This window comes from Paenibacillus sp. FSL K6-1566, from assembly GCF_038050475.1.
Taxonomy (GTDB): domain Bacteria; phylum Bacillota; class Bacilli; order Paenibacillales; family Paenibacillaceae; genus Paenibacillus_AQ; species Paenibacillus_AQ lactis.
This window is the reverse complement of sequence record NZ_JBBOSR010000001.1, coordinates 4,011,699-4,029,656: the sequence shown is the minus strand read 5'-3', so window position 1 is coordinate 4,029,656 and position 17,958 is coordinate 4,011,699. Positions and strand designations below refer to the sequence as shown.

The window sequence follows — 17,958 nt, the reverse complement described above, 5'->3', positions numbered from 1 at the left end:
TCGATGATCCTAGAGGTTATAGCCACGACCGTAGATGACGCCATGACCGCTGAAAATAACGGGGCAGATCGGCTGGAGCTGATCACGGCGATCACGGAAGGCGGACTGACACCGGGAATTGGACTTGTCCAGCAGGTCATCAAGGCAGTAAACATTCCTGTCCATGTGATGGTCCGGCCTCACAGCCGTTCCTTCGTGTACAGCGAGACCGACGTAGCCACCATGATCGCCGAGATTCAGGCGATTCGCAGCGCCGGAGCAGCCGGGGTCGTCCTCGGCGCGCTGACTCCGGACGGGAAGATCGACGAAGAAACGCTGGGTGCTCTCCTGGCGTGGACCGGGGATATGCAGGTGACGTATCACCGCGCCTTTGACGAGTTGGATGATCAGTTCGAAGGTCTGCGCACGTTAATGAAATATCCGGCGGTTACCCGTGTATTGACATCGGGCGGACCCCAGCCGGCACCGCAAGCCATTCCGCAAATTCGACGGCTGGTCGAAGAGGCGCGCGGCAGTCATCTTAAGATTTTGGCGGGCAATGGCTTAACGTGGGAGATCATTCGGGACTTCATCGATCAGACCGGTGTAACAGAAGTGCATTTCGGCTCGGCGGTCCGCTACGGCCGATCCGGACTGAAGCCGATTGATCCGGTTGAGCTTCGGTCGCTGGCAGACAGCATTCATCAATAGATGTAGCAAACATATCGGAAAACAGGTGAACACAAATTGCAAACCATTCTTAATAAACAACAAGAATTTGTAGTTGGCGTTGATCTCGGGGGTACGAAGATCGCGGCTGCGCTCTTTGATTCCGAAGGTCGGCTGCTGAACCGCGAGCAAGTGGAGACGGCAGGCGCCCGAACGGCTGAGGAGGTTGTCGGGAGAATTACGGCGATGATCCGAAGCGTTTCGGGCGGCCACCCGCTGCGGGGTGTCGGGATGGCTTCGCCGGGAGCGGTGAACAGCAGGGAGGGCATCGTCATTTACGGCACGAACTTGCCGGAATGGACGAATGTCCCCTTGAAAGCATGGATGGAACGGGAGCTGAATACCGAAGTCCAGGTATTGAACGATGCCAATGCCGCTGCGTGGGGGGAATATGTACGCGGGGCCGGCGCAGGCTCTACGAACATGGTGTACGTCACGTTCAGCACGGGAATCGGTTCGGGCATCGTGCTGGACGGGAAACTGTTCCTTGGAAGCAATTCCTATGCGGGCGAGCTGGGGCATCACATCATCGATCCAAGTGGACCGCAGTGCAACTGCGGAAGCCGCGGCTGCTGGGAGGTATTTGCATCCGGGACGGCGATCGGCCAGGAAGCTGCCCTGAAGATTCAGGAGCGGACAAGTATGATCGCCGAGCTGGCAGCAGCCGACGGCAGCGTCAATGCCCGGCATGTCTTTGAAGCGAAGAGGCTGGGCGATGCTGTCGCGATCGAGGTCATCGATCGCGCGGTCTACTATATGGCTCTTGGTCTGGTCAACGTCATTCACAGCTTTAATCCGGACCGGATCGTAATCGGAGGGGGAGTCAGCAGAGCCGGTGAGCTTCTATTCCCGGCGCTCCGTGAAATGACGGACAAGCTGGTTATGCCGGCTTATCTAGGAACCTATGAGATCGTTCCCGCCGGTCTGCGGGATGATGTCGGTCTCGTCGGAGCGGCCGCCTTGTTTCAATAGAATGCAAGAATCACAGGCATGTGATGAATTGAAATAAATTATTCTGTTGTGACTCCCGTGCATAATAAAAGCCTCCAACCCGTTTCATAGCGGGCTGGAGGCTTTTTGTTCGTTGCAGATTCCAGATTTGGCATGGCTCCATCGGCGTCATAGGTTGAGGCTGTTCCGATGGTTGTTATGTGGGACGGCGGGAAACGGGGCGATTCATATTCGCGTTCGAAAGTCCGTTAAACGTAATCGAGTGAAGTGCGTAATCCGTCAACCGTCATCCGTTTTCACAATTGGAGTCGATTGTAGGTTTACTTATTCATTTGTTTGTATCCGACAAACAACAAGCGGCTGCCCGCACTTTCCCGCCAGCCGGCGGTAACCGCCGGCTCCAAACCTGCACGCGGCATAACGTTGTAGGCTTGAAGCCGGCGGCTTCCGTTACTCCATGTACTTCGTAGCATCGAAGGGAATCTTCGAATGATGGTTCGCATGCTCGATCAGGGAGGAAAGCTTTGTTACCTCGCGTTCCTTCTTGCGGGCGGCTGCATGATAGGCTTCCGGATCATATAACGCCACATTGAAGAGCGTTACGGCGCCGCCCTCGAGACCCCGGCTGCTCTGGCGCTCCAGCTTCTTGCGGGTGCCGAGATGCGCGAGCTGTCCGATTTCATTGCGCATCTGCTTGGCCAGCTCGATCGCTTCCATGACGGTTATGTTGCTGCCGTTCCACGGGATCGTCTCGGTGGTATTTGAAATCGCCATTAAAAGGTCCAGCTTTCTGAAATCGGCGGAGACGGCATCGATTTCTTCCGTGATGACATCGACACTGCGCGCAGGCACCTCGGCGGTCTCCCCTTTTTCAATAATAGTGCTGCTGTTGTTCAATCGCTCCTGCATCAATTGATTAATCAGTCGATTCATGGCTGCCCGGACAGCCAAAGCTTCCGCCATTGTAATATGACTCATATGTACGCAATCACCTCTCGATTTGATACATTCGTATGGATTAACAAATGAATGTGGGCTTGCGTGGAGCACGCTCCTACGAACGCAAAGTTCCTATATATAGGAATAGACGCTTCCAAATGGAAAAGGTTGCTTACGCGTTCATGATTTTTGCAATAAAATTATCATTTGATGGGATTCGCGGGATCTAAACATCGGTCGACGGCATGTTGGGGAGATCCTATATCTCATGGTTATCTTCCCGATAATCCTAGCCGTTTGACAGCGCCTGCCTCCTGTAAGCTCCAGGCGTCATTCCCGTCAAGCTTTTGAATTTTCGATGAAAATGCGTCAGGGTGTCGTACCCGCAAATTTCCGCGATGCGGCCTATGGGCATCTCGTTCGTGAGCATAAGATCTTTGGCATGCGCGATCCGCTTCGCATTGATATAATCGGTAACCGTTAGGCCGGTGTACTTCTTGAACATTCTGGAGTAATGGGCGGGATCTACCGACGCATGCGCCGACAGTACGGCTAGTCCAATAGGTTGATCCAGATGCTCGTGAATCCATTGAATGGATTCGATCAGCCAAGCGGGTCCAAGCGCCGCAGGGGCCGGCTTCTCTGCAGATGAGACGCTGATATAACGATTGATATACAGCAGGATGGAGCGCAGCTGAAGCACAAGCGCCTCCCGGGATCCTAACCGGGTCTGCCCAATCTCGTCCGACATCGCTTTCAGTCTGTCCTCGATATACATTTGATCGGTCGCTGACAGTTCATAACGATAAGCTCCCGATTTCCGGGAAATTTCGAAGCAATGAAGGGCAGCGTATTGTAAATCGCTGATAGGATCACCTTGGACGAGCGATGGCGCGAAGAATAACGCGCTTGAAATAATCGGATCTTCCGGGTCAGGGAAAGAGCTGTGGATCGTGTTCCCGGGAATGATAAACAGGTCGCCTTCTTTTTTCTCAACTAATTTGTTTTCAATAAAAAAAGTGCCTTTCCCCTGATGTATGTATACCAATTCGTAAAGATCGTGCAGATGGTGGGGCAGCTCCATGCGGGGGCTTTTTTGCGTCCGATAAACCAGCTCCATAGGAAACAAGGGGTCTCCGTTAAAGGCTTTGCGCAAGGGAGTCATGATGATCGTCCTCCTTCACTCTGATACGTTCACAATATCAAAATACGTTATGAATCTGCAAGAATACGCTATTTTTATACACGGATATTGAACATACAATGGGGATATGAAAAGCGATGCAGAAAGGCGGGGGAAGTACATGAAAGTAGATGCCCACCAGCATTATTGGCGGATTGAACGGGGGGATTACGGATGGATCACACCTGAGCTTCCCGTGCTTTACCGGGACTTCCTGCCATCCGATTTAAAACCGCATTTGGATGCGCATCAGCTTGACGGCACGATTGCGGTTCAGGCGGCCCCGACCCTTGAAGAAACGGACTATCTCTTATCTCTGGCCGATCGCGATCCTTCCATTCTCGGCGTGGTGGGGTGGATCGATCTCTTCGATCCGGAGCATCGCCGCCAATATGAACGATTTTCAAAGCATCCAAAGTTTATCGGTTTCCGGATTATGATACAGGATATGCCTGATTCCAGTGCCATTCTGGAGCCGGCGTTTATCGAAGCCTTGAGTATGTATATCCAGGAAGAGGTTCCGATCGATCTTCTTGTTCGAAGCCATCAGCTGGAGCACTTACTGAAGCTCATCCAGCAAGTCCCGGACATGCGGGGCGTGGTGGACCATCTGGGCAAACCACCGATAAGAAGCGGGGAAATTGAGACCTGGGAGAGCTTCATGAAAGGAATCGCACGCTTTCCGGGAATTTACTGCAAGCTGTCCGGCATGGTCACCGAGGCCGAGCATCGGCGGTGGAACCAGGAGGACTTCACAGATTATGTACATAAAGCCATTGCCCTGTTCGGTTCCGAGCGGGTCATGTTCGGAAGCGACTGGCCGGTATGTCTGCTGTCCGCTGAATATAGCCAAGTCGTGCACGTGTTAGAAGCAGCGCTGCCCAAGGCATGGGGAGAGCAGGAGCGGGCCCGATTGTTCGGGTTGAATGCCGTGGAGTTCTACAGGCTCTGAATATCCCAACAACGACGGGGTTGAGGAAATTCCTCTACTCCTTTTCGCTAAGATGCTAGTAATCCTCATTGCTATAAAACGTAATCTCAATAAATAAGGTGGGTTAAGACTATGAAATACCGCAAGCTGGGTCGTACCGGACTGGAGGTTTCCGTATTAAGCTTCGGCGCATCCTCGCTGGGCTCCGTCTTTCGGGAGACGGACGATAGCGAGGGAATCCGAACCGTTCACGCAGCCATTGATGCAGGAATTAATCTGATTGATGTTTCGCCCTATTATGGACTGACGAAGGCGGAAACGGTGCTTGGTCAAGCCATCCGGCAGATCCCCCGGGACAAATTTTACCTGTCCACCAAAGCCGGCCGCTATGGCGAGCAGGATTTTGATTTCACATTCAAGCGGATCATTGCAAGTGCAGATGAGAGCTTGAAACGGTTGAATACCGACTATGTGGATTTCCTCTTCCTGCATGATATTGAGTTCGTGCCCGCACAGATCATTTTGGAGGAGGGTATCCCTGCACTCCAGCATTTAAAAGAACAAGGTAAAATCCGCTTTAGCGGAATTTGCGGTTTGCCGTTACAGCTGTTTGAACAGCTGCTGCCTCAGACGAAGGTGGATGCAATCATTTCGTATTGCCACTATTCTTTAAATGATCATACCTTGACAGATTTGCTGCCGTTGCTTCATCAAGAAGGAATCGGTCTCATTAACGCATCTCCATTGTCAATGGGGCTTCTTAGCCGTCGAGGAGCGCCGTCATGGCATCCGGCTTCGGCGGAAATCAAGGAAGCGTGCAGACAAGCGGCTGAATATTGCGCGAAGGAAGGAATCGATATTGCCAAGCTGGCCGTGCAGTTCTCGACCTCGCATGAGCAGATTCCGACGACGCTGGTCAGTACGGCCAACCCGGATAACATCGTGCGCAATGCCGAATGGACCGAAGAACCTCTGGATCAAAGGTTGGCGGCCGAGGTTTTAAGGATCCTGGAGCCGATTCAAGGCCGGACTTGGATAAGCGGACGCCCGGAATACAATGAAGGGATCAAACCATAAAGGGGGCGGGCATAATGAAGGGAATCGTGTGCAGTCGGATTGGGGAGTTTCAATTCCGCGAGGATTTGCCGGAGCCGCAATTGCTTGAGGGCGAGGCTATCATCAGCGTTAAACGAATCGGGATTTGCGGTACGGATCTTCATGCCTTTAACGGCAATCAGCCGTTCTTTACCTACCCGCGAATTCTCGGTCATGAGCTATCCGGGATGATTGAACAGATCGGGGACAATGAAGCGGGGTTGAAGGCAGGCGACATCGTCTGTGTCATTCCTTACATGCACTGTGGACAATGCATGGCTTGTCTCAGAGGCAAGACCAATTGCTGCAGATCGATGAATGTCATCGGCGTGCATACAGACGGAGGCATGCGGGAGCGCATTTCGGTTCCGATCACCCATTTGGTTCGAGCAGACGGATTATCAATGGATCAGGCGGCCCTGGTAGAACCGTTAGCGATAGGGGCCCATAGTGTCCAAAGGGCGAATGTCACCCGCGGGGATACGGTTTTGGTGATCGGTGCCGGTCCTATCGGACTTGGCGTCATGGTGTTTGCTAAGGAGAAGGGAGCAACCGTTATCGCAATGGACATGAACGCTGAGCGGCTAGCCTTCAGCAAGTCGTGGGCCAAGGCTGATCATATCATCCGGGCCGGGCAAGAATCGTCAAATGAGCTTGCTGCGTTAACGGGTGGAGAGCTTCCCGCCATTGTTTTTGATGCAACCGGAAATCAGCGTTCCATGACCCATGCGTTCAAGTTGGTTGGGCACGGAGGAACCCTGGTGTACGTCGGGTTAATCAACGGAGACATTTCTTTCGAGGATTCCGATTTCCATAAACGGGAGCTGACCTTGATGGGCAGCCGGAATGCGACCAAAGCCGACTTCAATCATGTTATCAAGGCGATGACGGAAAGCGGCCTTGATTTGGAGCGTTATGTCACGCATCGATGCGGATTTGATGAAATGATCGGCGAATTTAAGCAGTGGTTGAACCCTTCTTCCAAGGTGATTAAAGCCGTTGTGGAGCTCTGAACGATCGAACACACGGACAAAAAACATTAAAAATATTGGCAAATGAGCATCGATCATGATAGAAATCATGTGCTTCTATGTTATGATCTTAGGATAATGTCTGTAAGCGTTATCATAACAAGGGAGCAAATGATATTGGGAACATTCAAATCCAAAATACTCATATATAGTTTGCTGTTGGGATCCTTTCCGACAATTCTTATCGGATTCTTCTCTTATTTCATTGCCGCCAAAGACGTGGAGGAGAAGGTGAACGAGGGGAATATGCATCTGTTGAACCAGACCCGGATGAGGGTGGCGCAGGTGCTCGATTCCATGCAAAGAACTGCCCTGCAGTTTGAGAACTCTTCGCTGCTCAAGTCTGTGATGGACAGCAAGTTAAGCGGACAGGACTTTATTAAGGTCCGGGAACTGATGAAGGAAATGTTTAATCTGCAGACGCAGACCATATTAAACCAGGTGTACGTCGTTAATCTGAAGCATGAATGGGTCGTGGATTTAAATTCCCTCAAGCCGCTGGAGGGCTTGAACAAGGCCGAGTTCGAGCAGTATCTGGATACCAATGAAAGCATATTCTGGGCAGCGGGATCGGGGGAAATCTCGCAAACCGCGAATCCGGTGGAGACGGATCATTGGAACAGCGCGGAACGAACGGCAACAACCCTTCGGCTGGTGCATAAAATACCGCTGCTGTCGAAGAACGCGTGGGTCAGTGCCGGATTCGGCACAATGTATTTCTCGTTCTCGAACACGATTTTTTTGTTCTTGTTAAACAGCTCCGTTCCTTTCGGCTTCTTCTCCATGTTGTACAAATCGCCCCGCTGCGGCAGCGTGTCACGGTAAGGCTTAACCTCCTGAGCATCCTTATCCGCATCGATCGTTTCGGTATACGCAGATCATCACCGATGCGCAAACCAAGTTTATTATGGGGCAGATTGACGAGGCCGGCTGGAAGGCTGAGGTGGAGAGATGGAGAAAGAGCGGCGGCGATCAAATGGCCGCAGAATATAAAGAGTCCTATGCGAATCAGCAATAACGGTCATTGATCATGCAAACGGGAGACAAAGCGGGCAAGTAAAAGGAAGTGCCTTTGACGTACTTGACTGCATTGTCTCTCGCTCACGTATAAACGGTATTCATGATCGAAAGAGCATTTCATTGCGGCTGGTTAACATGCAAATTTAATCAATGCAAGTTATCTGGAGAGGCAAGTGATGAACATATGGTTCAAGGCTTGTTGATTGGCGTTCCGATTAGCACGAGATCAAGATGATTCGTTTTAAGCGCGCCGGCCGGCTTGATTTGCAGCACTAGACCATCGCGGTCAAAGCGGCAGGTAAGGATAAACATCTGCTGCTGTTCCAGCAGCTGAATGTGAATCAAGCATGTCGACGAATCTGCCCATACTGCACAGCAAGCGGAGGGAAGGCCGAAAAAAGGATCGGGACCGATATGCCAATCATTCATGGAGCATACAACACGGGAACGACCGGTTTCATGAATGAAGATGAGCTCGCAGGCTTGATCACTGAACGTAAATTGGCAGTCTGTCCATCCTGGCTCGTTAGCTGATAGGCGATAAGGGTGTCCTGAGACTTGTGCGGCTGCATGGGAGAAGGAGCTTCCTTTCGGCAGAAGGAGCTTCAAGGCGCTCAGACGCTGCTTCATCCGGTCATAACCGGCAACATCGAAGGGGCAGGGCTCCTGCATGGAAGAAATCAGATGGGTCCAGACGCTGTCAAGAATCCCTTGGTGCTCATCCCGGTTCAGCATGGTGTTGGCCGTCGACACGAACACGGCGTTATGGTGCGGGCTGACGAGAACGAATTGCCCTCCGGCTCCGAATGCGCAGTAGGCTTGATGCCTGGCCCGCCAGAACTGGTACCCGTAACCGCTTCGTCCTTCCAGCAAAATTCCGGCACTGGAATTATCGACGACCTTGGACGTGCTTTGCTCTACCCAGCCCTCAGGGAGGATCCTCGTCCCATTCCACACCCCGTCCTGCAGATAGAGCTGACCGAATTTGGCCAGATCCTCCGTGGTGCAATAGGCCCCGCTGCCGCCCAGGTTAATTCCGAGCGGACAGGTCTCCCACTCGATATCCTGCATCCCGAGAGGCTGGAACAAGCGGGCATCGAGATAGTCATGTACGGTAGTCCCCGTGACCCGTTGGAGAATGGCGCACAGCGTATGCGTACCTGTCGTATCGTAGGCAAAGACGGTTCCCGGGGGATGGCTCGGCGGCGTATGAAGGTATTCGAATACGATATCCCGGGCCTCCTTATTGGTTGATTTTCTGTGGACGGTTTGCATGCTCAAGAGATGCCGGATGGTCATACTGGCTGTGTACGGATGTACGGTCTCCGGCTGTTTATCCGGAAAAAAATGAATGACCTTGTCATCCAGGGAGATCCGCCCTTCTCCGATGGTAATGCCGACAGCGGCCGATGTCAGGCTCTTGCTGACCGAGAATATCGGATGCCTTAAATCTTTGTGGAACGGGAAGTAATAGCCTTCGGCTGCCACTTTGCCATGCCGAAGGAGCATAAAGCTGTGCAGGTTCATATTTTTGTCCGTCATGTCCTCCATAAAGCGGAGGATGGCGGATGGAGGAATGCCGACCTCCTCCGGACGGACTCGAGGCAGTGCAGTCATGATCATCAACCTTTCAGCTGTTTCTTATTTTTGCGGCTTGTTATTCTTCGTTTCCATCTATGTTACCGAATGGCATACTCCTATTAAAACGGTCTCCGATGTTTAATTCGGGTCATTCTTTGCCTTTTTTGCCGGATTTGAATCCTAGCGGCATTTTTAGCTTCATGAAGGAAGCGAGAGCGGGGAAAGAGAGCATAAAATGCAAAAAATGCGGGGGATTCAGCATCAAACCCGGAATTTTTATCGTTTATGTTTCATTATAATGAAGCTTGAAAATTATACTTCCAAGAAGATTGAGGGGGGATTTGGATGGAAGGGAACCCATGGTCCGTCCGGACGGTGGATACGATCCTCCGTCAAGCGGACGGCGAGGGAGTTCACCCGGAAATTGCCCGCCGGTGGGCGTATGTACCCGGGATGATGCTCATGGCGATCGCCCGTACAGGGGATTTTTATAACAAGGAAGCTTATTTCGACTTCATGAAACGGCATATGGATCTGTTTGTTCAAGAGGATGGAAGCATTCGGGGGTACCGCATTGAGGAGTACAATCTGGACCAAATCAACCAGGGGAAAAATTTGTTTGCCCTGAGGGCCAAATTTCCAGACTCCCGATATGAAAAGGCTTCCCATACGCTGGCCGCCCAGCTCATCAGCCAGCCCAGGACGACGGACGGCGGTTTTTGGCACAAAAAAGTATATCCATTTCAGATGTGGCTGGATGGGCTCTATATGTCTTCGCCGTTCCTGGCTCAGTATGCCCAAACCTACAACCGCCCCGAATTGTTTGACGAGGTGGCACATCAGCTTCTGCTGGTGGAGCGCAGAACCCGGGATCCCAAGACGGGTCTTCTGTATCACGGATGGGATGAAGCGAAGGAACAGGTTTGGGCCGATCCGGAAAGCGGGCGGTCCCCGAACTTTTGGAGCCGGGCTTTGGGCTGGTATGCGATGGCGCTTGTGGACAGTCTGGAGTTTTTCCCGATAGATCATCCGCAGCGCGGTACGATCATTGGCATATTCGAGCGCCTAAGCCGAGCGATGGCACGATGGCAGGAGAAAGAGAGCGGGCTGTGGTTCCAGGTGCTCGATCAGGGCTTCCGGGAAGGCAATTATCTTGAAACCTCCGGCTCCTCCATGTTTATTTACGCTTTGGCCAAGGGCGTTCGGCTCCAGTACCTGGAGCAGCCTTCAATGCCTGTTGCGGAGCGGGCGTACGCCGGTTTGATTCAGCGGTTTGTTGAGGCCGGCGCAACCGGCGTGCATCTTCATTCCATATGCCATGGAGCAGGGCTGAGCGATGACCGCAACGGCTCGTATGAATATTACATCAGTGAACAAGTGGTGTCCGATGCCCAGATTGGCGTGGCGCCTTTCATCCTTGCCAGTCTGGAAATGGAGCGGTTACTAGATTCGTTATAGGAGGAGGGACGCGATGATGCACTCATCGTCAATACTGCAAGCATTACAGAACAAACCTTGGCTGTCGGACCAGGGAGACGGGACGTTCGTGAACCCGGTGCTTCATGCGGATTATTCGGATCCGGATGTGATCCGGGTCGGGGACGATTTCTATATGACGGCTTCCAGCTTCGGCCATCTGCCGGGACTGCCGATTCTGCACTCGAAGGATCTGATTAACTGGAGGATTATTAATCATGTGCTGCCCCGAATGGAGCTGCCGGGCTATGACGTGCCTCAGCATGGGAACGGCGTGTGGGCTCCGGCCCTTCGGTTCCATGACGGCAAGTACTGGGTGTTCTATGGAGATCCGGATGTCGGCATTATGATGAGCACAGCAAGGGACCCGGCAGGCAGCTGGACGCCTCTGCATCTGGTTCAAGAGGGGAAAGGCCTGATCGACCCGTGTCCGTTCTGGGACGATGACGGCCAGGCCTACCTGGTTCACGCGTTCGCCAAAAGCAGATGCGGCATCAAGCACCTATTAAGAATGTGCCGGATGTCCCCGGACGGAATGCGTCTCTTGGATGAAGGTCAGATCGTTTTCGACGGTACCGAGCGCCATCCAACGATGGAAGGTCCGAAGATGTATAAACGGAATGGCTATTATTATATATTTGCTCCCGCCGGGGGTGTATCTACGGGCTGGCAGACCGTGCTTCGATCGACTGCGGTCTTTGGCCCCTACGAGGATAAAATCGTACTGCATCAAGGCGATAGCCCGATTAACGGCCCGCATCAAGGCGGCTGGGTAGAGCTCGCTTCGGGCGAATGCTGGTTCATGCATTTTCAAGACAAAGGGGTATACGGGCGAATCACTCATCTGCAGCCGATGCGCTGGGTCGATGATTGGCCGCAGATCGGTATCGATGCGAATGGGGACGGGATCGGCGAACCGGTTCTTCGTTATCCGAAGCCAAACGTCGGCGGGGAGCATGCGATTCAGGCGCCGGATGACTCGGACGATTTCGAAGGAGCTGAGCTTGGCCTCCAGTGGCAATGGCAGGCCAATCCCAATCCGGCCTGGTACGCATTCGAGAGGGAGAGCCATTTGCGATTATTTGCCTTCCCGGTGCCGGATAACCAGTCCACCCGCACGATCTACGCTGCCCCTCACTTGCTGATGCAGAAATTCCCGGCAGAAGTATTTCAAGCTGAAGCGAGGGTGGACGGAACGGCACTCAAGCCCGGTGAATATGCGGGCCTGATCATATTCGGGCGAACCTTTGCTTATGCAGCCGTTCGGATGAAGGAGGACGGATCCGGCATGGAACTCCTCCGTGCCGAAGGAAACGACCAGGCGGAACATATTGTGTGGTCCGGTGGATTGAGCGAAGGGAAGGTAACGTTGCGGGTGACGGTTCATCCTGGCGCTAAATGCCGCTTCGATTATGCCGCTGCTGACAGTCCTTTCATCCCGTGCGGGAATAAGGAGTTCCAAGCGGAGAAGGGTCACTGGGTCGGAGCGAAGGTCGGATTGTTTGCGGCGAGCCGAGAGGATCACTTACACAGAGGGTATGCGGATATCGACTGGTTCCGGGTTGGAAGAGGAGAGAAATAGAAGCTGGAAGGGCTGCTCCTAGACGGGGAACCCGGCATTGGATCAACCCGAACGGCCCTGAGGCTATCCATGGCGCTTACGGTATTGAAGGGGCGTCGTGCCTGCGATTTTTTTAAAGGTTTTATTAAAGTGGGCAATATGCTCAAATCCGGTTTGCTCGGAGATGAATTGTACGGAATCCCGGCTGCTCACAAGCATCTTCTGGGCTTCACGAATCCGTACCACCTGCAGGTACTCGCGAAAGTGAAAGCCTGTCAGCTTGGTGAACACTCTGCTGAGATAGGAAGGGCTGATGTAAAACTGCTTGGCGATCTGATCGAGCGTAAGCCTTTCATGATAGTTGGATTTGATATACTGGGCGATCTCCGAAATTTTCTGGTGCATCGGATGCTCATATTCTGGGGGCAGCGATTGGAGCGAGGTCTCGATCCGGTGCAGGCGGATGAGCAGCTCGTTCATCCACGAGCGAACCAACGAGCCGTAATGTGCCTGCCCGGATTGACATTCTGCGAGCATCGAGAGGAGCAGCCGTTCGATGTCGGGCTGATGCTTCAACGGAATGCGAACCAGCCTGGATGTCCCGTGATCGAGCAGCTTGGCGACGCCGGCATCGCCCTCTTCGATGAAGCTTCGGGAGAAGCCGATCAGCACCCGCTCGAAGATCAGCTTATCGGAGCTTGCCGTCGAATGCAGATCATGCGGGTTCACGATCATCATATCCCCTTTTTTGACGGTAAACACATTATGGTCCATGAAGTATACCCGCTCTCCATTAAGCAAGTAATACAGCTCGAAGTAGGGATGCTCATGCGGACGGGGCATGCTGCTGGAACCGTTTCGTGACATGTATTGGATGGAGAAATCATCTTCTCCTATGTGGTACTTGGGCTGCAGCCGGTCATTCATTCTCTCTAACTCCTTTGCACACGCGGATCCGATTCTATTGTCATTCGTGAAGCCTGATATACCTGAACAGGTCGGAGACAACGGATACGGCTAGTTGGGTTCGTAGAAATTTATATATCATGGCTGCAGCCGATCTTCAAGGGCTTTGGCTGCAATCGGCAGCATTTTTTATAAGCGCTTACATCTTCATGCGGTATCAATCGAATAAGCAAACTTGAAACTTACTAAAGCGGAGGTAAGCATGAAACAAACAGAAGAAGCAATATGTCCCGACTTGCCTGTAATCCCGGAATACACAGTAATGATCACAGACTATGGCGCAGTAGGAGACGGCGTTTACGACAATACCCTGGCATTTCATCAAGCAATCGAAGCTTGCGCAAAGGCAGGAGGGGGGAAGGTGGTCATCCCTCCGGGGATCTGGCACACCGGTCCGTTAACCCTGCAGAGCCGGATTGAGCTTCACGCTTCTGCCGGCGCGCTTGTCATGTTCAGCAAGCAATTCGAAGCTTATCCGATCCGGATGTCTGCTTATGAGGGCCGGCAGATGTTCCGCTGCCAGTCTCCGCTCGATGGAGAAGGGTTGGAGGATATCGCAATCACCGGCAGCGGCATCTTTGACGGAGGCGGCGAAGCCTGGAGGCCCGTTAAGCAAGGGAAGCTGACGGAAAGCCAGTGGGATCGATTAATTCATACCGGCGGCGTCGTGGATGACGGGGGACTGTGGTGGCCAACGCCGGCTGCCCGGGACGGGATGGAGAACCTGGCCCGGATCGAACAAACAGGCAGCCGGAATCCCCAGGATTATGAGTCTGTCAGAGACTATCTGAGACCCAATCTGCTCAGCTTGAGAAACTGCAAGCGGATTCTGCTCAGCGGCCCTACCTTTCAAAACTCCGCAGCCTGGTGCCTGCATCCTTGGGCATCGGAGCAAATTACCATTCAGAACATTACCGTCCGCAATCCATGGTATGCCCAGAACGGGGACGGACTGGACATCGATTCGTGCAAATACGTGACCGTGGAAAACAGCTCGTTTGATGTAGGAGATGACGCGATCTGTCTGAAGTCCGGAAAAAATGAAGCCGGGCGCCTGCTGGGAAAGCCGAGTGAGCGCATCAGCATCCGGAACTGCACCGTTTATCACGGCCACGGCGGGATCGTTGTCGGCAGTGAAATGTCCGGAGGCATCAAGGATGTGCACGTATCCGATTGCACCTTCATCGGCACCGATATCGGCATCCGGTTTAAAAGCTGCCGCGGACGCGGCGGCGTGGTCGAAAATATCTTCATCGAACGGATCCGGATGCGGGAGATCGACGGGGATGCCATCTCCTTCAATTTATATTACGAAGGGAAAGCCGGCTCCGGCGAATACCAAGCGGAAGCGATGCTCCCCGTTACCGAGGAAACCCCCGTGTTCCGCAATATTGTTATTAAGGATATCGTCTGCAGCGGCGCGCATACTGCGCTCCTCATCAACGGCCTGCCGGAGATGCCGGTGGAGAACGTGACGGTGATGCGGTCGGCCATCACAAGTCGGGAAGGCATTGTATGCCGCAATGGAAAGAACCTGACGATTCAGGATATGGTCCTTCGCAATCAGGAAAATCCGCTCCTTCTCTTTCACCAGAGCCGAAATGTACAGGTGGTGAACGTCAAGGGGGAAAGCGACTCGCTGGATGACCGCTTGCTTGTGGTTACCGGGGAACGGTCCGGGCAAATCGAATGCTCGGGGCTGCATGCCGATAGGGCAGGACAGATTATGATTTCTTCTGAAGTGGAACCGGAGGAGGTCGTGATCAAGTAGCTTTGCTGTTGGATGCATTAAGGTTTAGAAGGGAGGTGATCGAATTATAACCGTTGCAATCTCAATATGATAAGGAGGTACGCCATTGAAAGCTGCAAAATGGCTGAAGCAAATGCTTGTTCTATCGATGAATTTGCTAGAAGCCGGCCCCCCTAGGTGTCGGCTTCTTGCATGGAGGATTTTTCGCCGCGCTTAGAAAACGGAAACAATTTTAACATAAATGTCATGACTATGTGACCTTTCATATAGTAAAAACACTGTTAAAACTCTTTCGATTCGACGGCGATATCTAAAAAACGATAGATTTATCGGATATTATTGACAGTTTGCTAGCTTGTATACTATATTAAGAAAGGGTTACAAAATGTTAATGAATTTTGCCGAATTTCGCTAGAGAAAACGGGGGAACCGTCCTGGGTGAATTATTCTTGTAGTAGAGGGAATATAGGTGACCTTCAGCCGAACCCTTAGCTAACTCCGTAGGCATCGAAGGAGAGAATATATTTTGAAGAAATTGGTCATTTCTTTGCTAGGATCCGCAATCATTTTTTCTTCCGGTGCCGTGACAGCGTTTGCCGATCAGCAGCCTAACTTTCAGCAGCAAGTGAAGCAGTTAGTAGGAACACCGTACAAGTGGGGCGGAACAACCACAAGCGGATTTGATTGCTCCGGATTTATTCTGTATATGTTCCGTAACTTTGATCTTGACCTTCCGCGCACTTCCCAAGGACAAGCCCAAGTAGGCGTGCATGTAGACCAGGAAGAGCTGCGTGTCGGTGATCTGGTATTCTTCAACACGAACGGCAAGGGAATTTCACATGCTGGCGTTTATATTGGAGACGGGCAATTCGCACATGCTTCAAGCAGCAAGGGTGTTCGAATCAGCAAGCTTAGCGACTCTTACTATAAGCCACGTTATGTTACCGCACGCCGGGTGTTAAGCCAAGAGGAATATGCGAAGCTGGTAGGAAGTGTTAGCTAGATCAGCTCATCTTTGATCTTGATCCGGCTCTCTGCACAATGATCGTCTTGCAAGTCCTGGTAAGGAATTCTATGATCGATTTTCAGTGATTGCACCGAATACATACATAATCTTGATGATGACCTCTGTATACGACAGAGGTCATCTTTTTTTGTGCCGGTCATGTGGAAGATTGGCATCGGCTAATTCATAGCTTGTGTCGTTTCAATGGCTGTCAGAGATGCTCGGTTATCACGGAAGCATTGAACAAGCGAACAGGCTGCAGGTCCATAGCGACCGGCAGCCTGTGTAGTGATGATCGGAAGGATGGACTCATCCACGCTTCAACCTTTATTACGGATCACTCTTTGATCACCGCTTCGTTCATGGCGCCTTCGATATCATCACCGTAGACTCTGAATATACCGAGCCGCCACAATGCCGCACCTTTCAGCTGATAGCGCTTGGCCAGACCAAGCTTGTCGTCGATGGAGTTCTCCGTTTCGCTGCCCAGGCTAATTCCAAGCAGAAGCTTGTCCTTAGGGGCTCCGGCATCAAGTGCAAGCTGAATAGCCTGCTGCACTTGCGTGTTCGGTTCCGGCTTCCGGTCTTTGGTGCCAACCGGGTGATACTGGTATGCCATGATAATCAGATCGTCGGCAATCGATGCAAGCGTTTTGTAATCATAGCCTTTATAGGCGCTGTTTAACGGAGGTACGGCCAAGGACAGGGCAGTCCCTTTCGGCAAGGCAGCTCTAAGGTCCTTCACGTATTGGTTCAGCAGCTTCTGCTGGGAGGCGGCATCCAGCTTGAAGCCCAATCCTTCGAAATCCAGCACGACTCCGCCGAACCCATTGTCCGCAACGGCGGCGGTAATCCCGTCGATCGATTTCATCCGCAGCGAGGCGTCGCTCATCATTTTTGTCAGTTCGCCGTTACCGTCCAGTGTATATACCATCAAATAGGGCTTAATGCCCTGTCCTTCCGCATCGGCCACAAGTGTCTGGGGCGTGATGTCTCCGGCGGCTTCCGGCATGCGGTATTCAACCCCTTGAAGGGTGAATTCGCCGTTACGGTCAATTCGGCTCCAGCCAAAGGCGACGGAATTCATCCATTGAATAATATCCCGCTCCTTAAAGGATTCAATGGCATAGAAGGCCCGCAGATGCATTTTGCTTTTTGGTGATTTGAGCGATACGGTGCGCGTTGCCTGATTCCACCTTACGGAAGCCCCGAATTGGCTGCTGAACGAGCTGAGCGGAATCAGCACGCGTCCTTCGCGCATGATCGGCGCTGCGGGCAGCTTGACGTTCTTCTTATTCACCACGGCGGTGGTGCTGCCGACTCTGAGCTGAACCTCGGTTGTGTTATCGTTGCCGGTCTTTACCGCCTGCACGGTTTGGGTCTTGCTGTTCCATTTGATGTCGATGCCCAGTGCCTCGCCCACAGCCCGGAAAGGCACGTAGGTTACGCCTTTCTCAATTCGCGGAGCCGCATCGAACGCAAGCGGAACATCATCCAACAGAACGGAAATGGTTGGTGCCGCATGGGCTGGATGATGATCAGCCGCGGTTCCGAGCAGCGACAAAGAGAGCAGGGAGGCGGCGGCCAGCTTTCCCAATCGTTTTGAGTATCCGATAATAATCTCCCCCACATTCTATGAAAGATAAATGAATCTATGAAACGGTTTACAGCAATGATAGTATAGCAAAATATTGGTAGAATACAAAATAAATAAATAGAGCGGTTTTCAAATGATGTCTGCGTATAGACGGCGTGAGAAT

General features: G+C 52.3%; 16 protein-coding genes and 1 riboswitch. Of the genes, 10 read left to right on the top strand and 6 right to left on the bottom strand.

What is annotated here, in order from left to right:
- Nucleotides 1-3 precede the first annotated feature (3 nt).
- Complete coding sequence (locus tag NST08_RS17630) at nt 4-690, top strand: copper homeostasis protein CutC (protein ID WP_007128489.1); 687 nt, start codon at nt 4-6, stop codon at nt 688-690.
- Between the two features lie 36 nt (nt 691-726).
- Nucleotides 727-1,680 carry an ROK family protein gene (locus NST08_RS17625; protein ID WP_007128488.1) on the top strand — a complete coding sequence of 318 codons (954 nt, stop codon included), beginning with the start codon at nt 727-729 and terminating at the stop codon, nt 1,678-1,680.
- Between the two features lie 299 nt (nt 1,681-1,979).
- Here NST08_RS17625 and NST08_RS17620 read toward each other — a convergent pair whose 3' ends face one another.
- From NST08_RS17620 to NST08_RS17610, 3 genes are all read right to left on the bottom strand, one after another.
- Complete coding sequence (locus tag NST08_RS17620; RefSeq protein ID WP_167324088.1) at nt 1,980-2,132, bottom strand: hypothetical protein; 153 nt, start codon at nt 2,130-2,132, stop codon at nt 1,980-1,982.
- Complete coding sequence (locus tag NST08_RS17615) at nt 2,110-2,637, bottom strand: hypothetical protein (RefSeq protein WP_028407236.1); 528 nt, start codon at nt 2,635-2,637, stop codon at nt 2,110-2,112. The genes NST08_RS17620 and NST08_RS17615 overlap by 23 nt, the downstream gene beginning before the upstream one ends.
- Nucleotides 2,638-2,887: 250 nt before the next feature.
- Nucleotides 2,888-3,763: an AraC family transcriptional regulator gene (locus NST08_RS17610; protein WP_210095455.1), complete on the bottom strand. Its 876-nt coding sequence runs from the start codon at nt 3,761-3,763 to the stop codon at nt 2,888-2,890.
- Nucleotides 3,764-3,902: 139 nt separating this feature from the next.
- Here NST08_RS17610 and NST08_RS17605 point away from each other — a divergent pair, with 139 nt between their 5' ends.
- From NST08_RS17605 to NST08_RS17590, 4 genes are all read left to right on the top strand, one after another.
- On the top strand, nt 3,903-4,733 hold the full coding sequence (locus tag NST08_RS17605) for an amidohydrolase family protein (RefSeq protein WP_210095454.1): 831 nt from the start codon (nt 3,903-3,905) through the stop codon (nt 4,731-4,733).
- 111 nt (nt 4,734-4,844) lie between these two features.
- Nucleotides 4,845-5,789 carry an aldo/keto reductase gene (locus tag NST08_RS17600; RefSeq protein WP_341342087.1) on the top strand — a complete coding sequence of 315 codons (945 nt, stop codon included), beginning with the start codon at nt 4,845-4,847 and terminating at the stop codon, nt 5,787-5,789.
- Nucleotides 5,790-5,803: 14 nt separating this feature from the next.
- Entirely contained in the window at nt 5,804-6,820 is a 1,017-nt protein-coding gene (locus NST08_RS17595) for a zinc-binding alcohol dehydrogenase family protein (RefSeq protein WP_341342086.1), read from the top strand.
- A 135-nt stretch (nt 6,821-6,955) separates the two neighbouring features.
- Nucleotides 6,956-7,663: a hypothetical protein gene (locus NST08_RS17590; RefSeq protein WP_341342085.1), complete on the top strand. Its 708-nt coding sequence runs from the start codon at nt 6,956-6,958 to the stop codon at nt 7,661-7,663.
- A 384-nt stretch (nt 7,664-8,047) separates the two neighbouring features.
- Here the strand turns inward: NST08_RS17590 and NST08_RS17585 are convergent, their stop codons facing one another.
- Nucleotides 8,048-9,475, bottom strand: coding sequence for a serine hydrolase domain-containing protein (locus NST08_RS17585; RefSeq protein ID WP_341342084.1), 1,428 nt, complete (start codon nt 9,473-9,475; stop codon nt 8,048-8,050).
- Nucleotides 9,476-9,784: 309 nt separating this feature from the next.
- On the opposite strand from NST08_RS17585, the gene NST08_RS17580 reads away from it, so the two are divergent.
- Nucleotides 9,785-10,897, top strand: a complete 1,113-nt coding sequence (locus NST08_RS17580; protein WP_341342083.1) for a glycoside hydrolase family 88/105 protein — start codon at nt 9,785-9,787, stop codon at nt 10,895-10,897.
- Nucleotides 10,898-10,910: 13 nt separating this feature from the next.
- Nucleotides 10,911-12,497 (top strand): glycoside hydrolase family 43 protein, encoded by a 1,587-nt coding sequence (locus tag NST08_RS17575; RefSeq protein WP_341342082.1) that lies wholly within the window; start codon nt 10,911-10,913, stop codon nt 12,495-12,497.
- A gap of 63 nt (nt 12,498-12,560) precedes the next feature.
- On the opposite strand, the gene NST08_RS17570 is transcribed toward NST08_RS17575, so the two are convergent.
- Entirely contained in the window at nt 12,561-13,403 is an 843-nt protein-coding gene (locus NST08_RS17570) for a helix-turn-helix domain-containing protein (RefSeq protein WP_213616649.1), read from the bottom strand.
- Between the two features lie 241 nt (nt 13,404-13,644).
- On the opposite strand from NST08_RS17570, the gene NST08_RS17565 reads away from it, so the two are divergent.
- The gene (locus NST08_RS17565) at nt 13,645-15,213 is read left to right on the top strand and encodes a glycoside hydrolase family 28 protein (RefSeq protein WP_341342081.1); all 1,569 of its coding nucleotides are present in this window, start codon (nt 13,645-13,647) and stop codon (nt 15,211-15,213) included.
- 368 nt (nt 15,214-15,581) lie between these two features.
- Nucleotides 15,582-15,715, top strand: a riboswitch (cyclic di-AMP (ydaO/yuaA leader).
- Between the two features lie 3 nt (nt 15,716-15,718).
- Nucleotides 15,719-16,195, top strand: a complete 477-nt coding sequence (locus NST08_RS17560) for a C40 family peptidase (RefSeq protein ID WP_007128475.1) — start codon at nt 15,719-15,721, stop codon at nt 16,193-16,195.
- A gap of 340 nt (nt 16,196-16,535) precedes the next feature.
- On the opposite strand, the gene NST08_RS17555 is transcribed toward NST08_RS17560, so the two are convergent.
- Nucleotides 16,536-17,795 (bottom strand): stalk domain-containing protein, encoded by a 1,260-nt coding sequence (locus tag NST08_RS17555; RefSeq protein ID WP_210095451.1) that lies wholly within the window; start codon nt 17,793-17,795, stop codon nt 16,536-16,538.
- Nucleotides 17,796-17,958 lie beyond the last annotated feature (163 nt).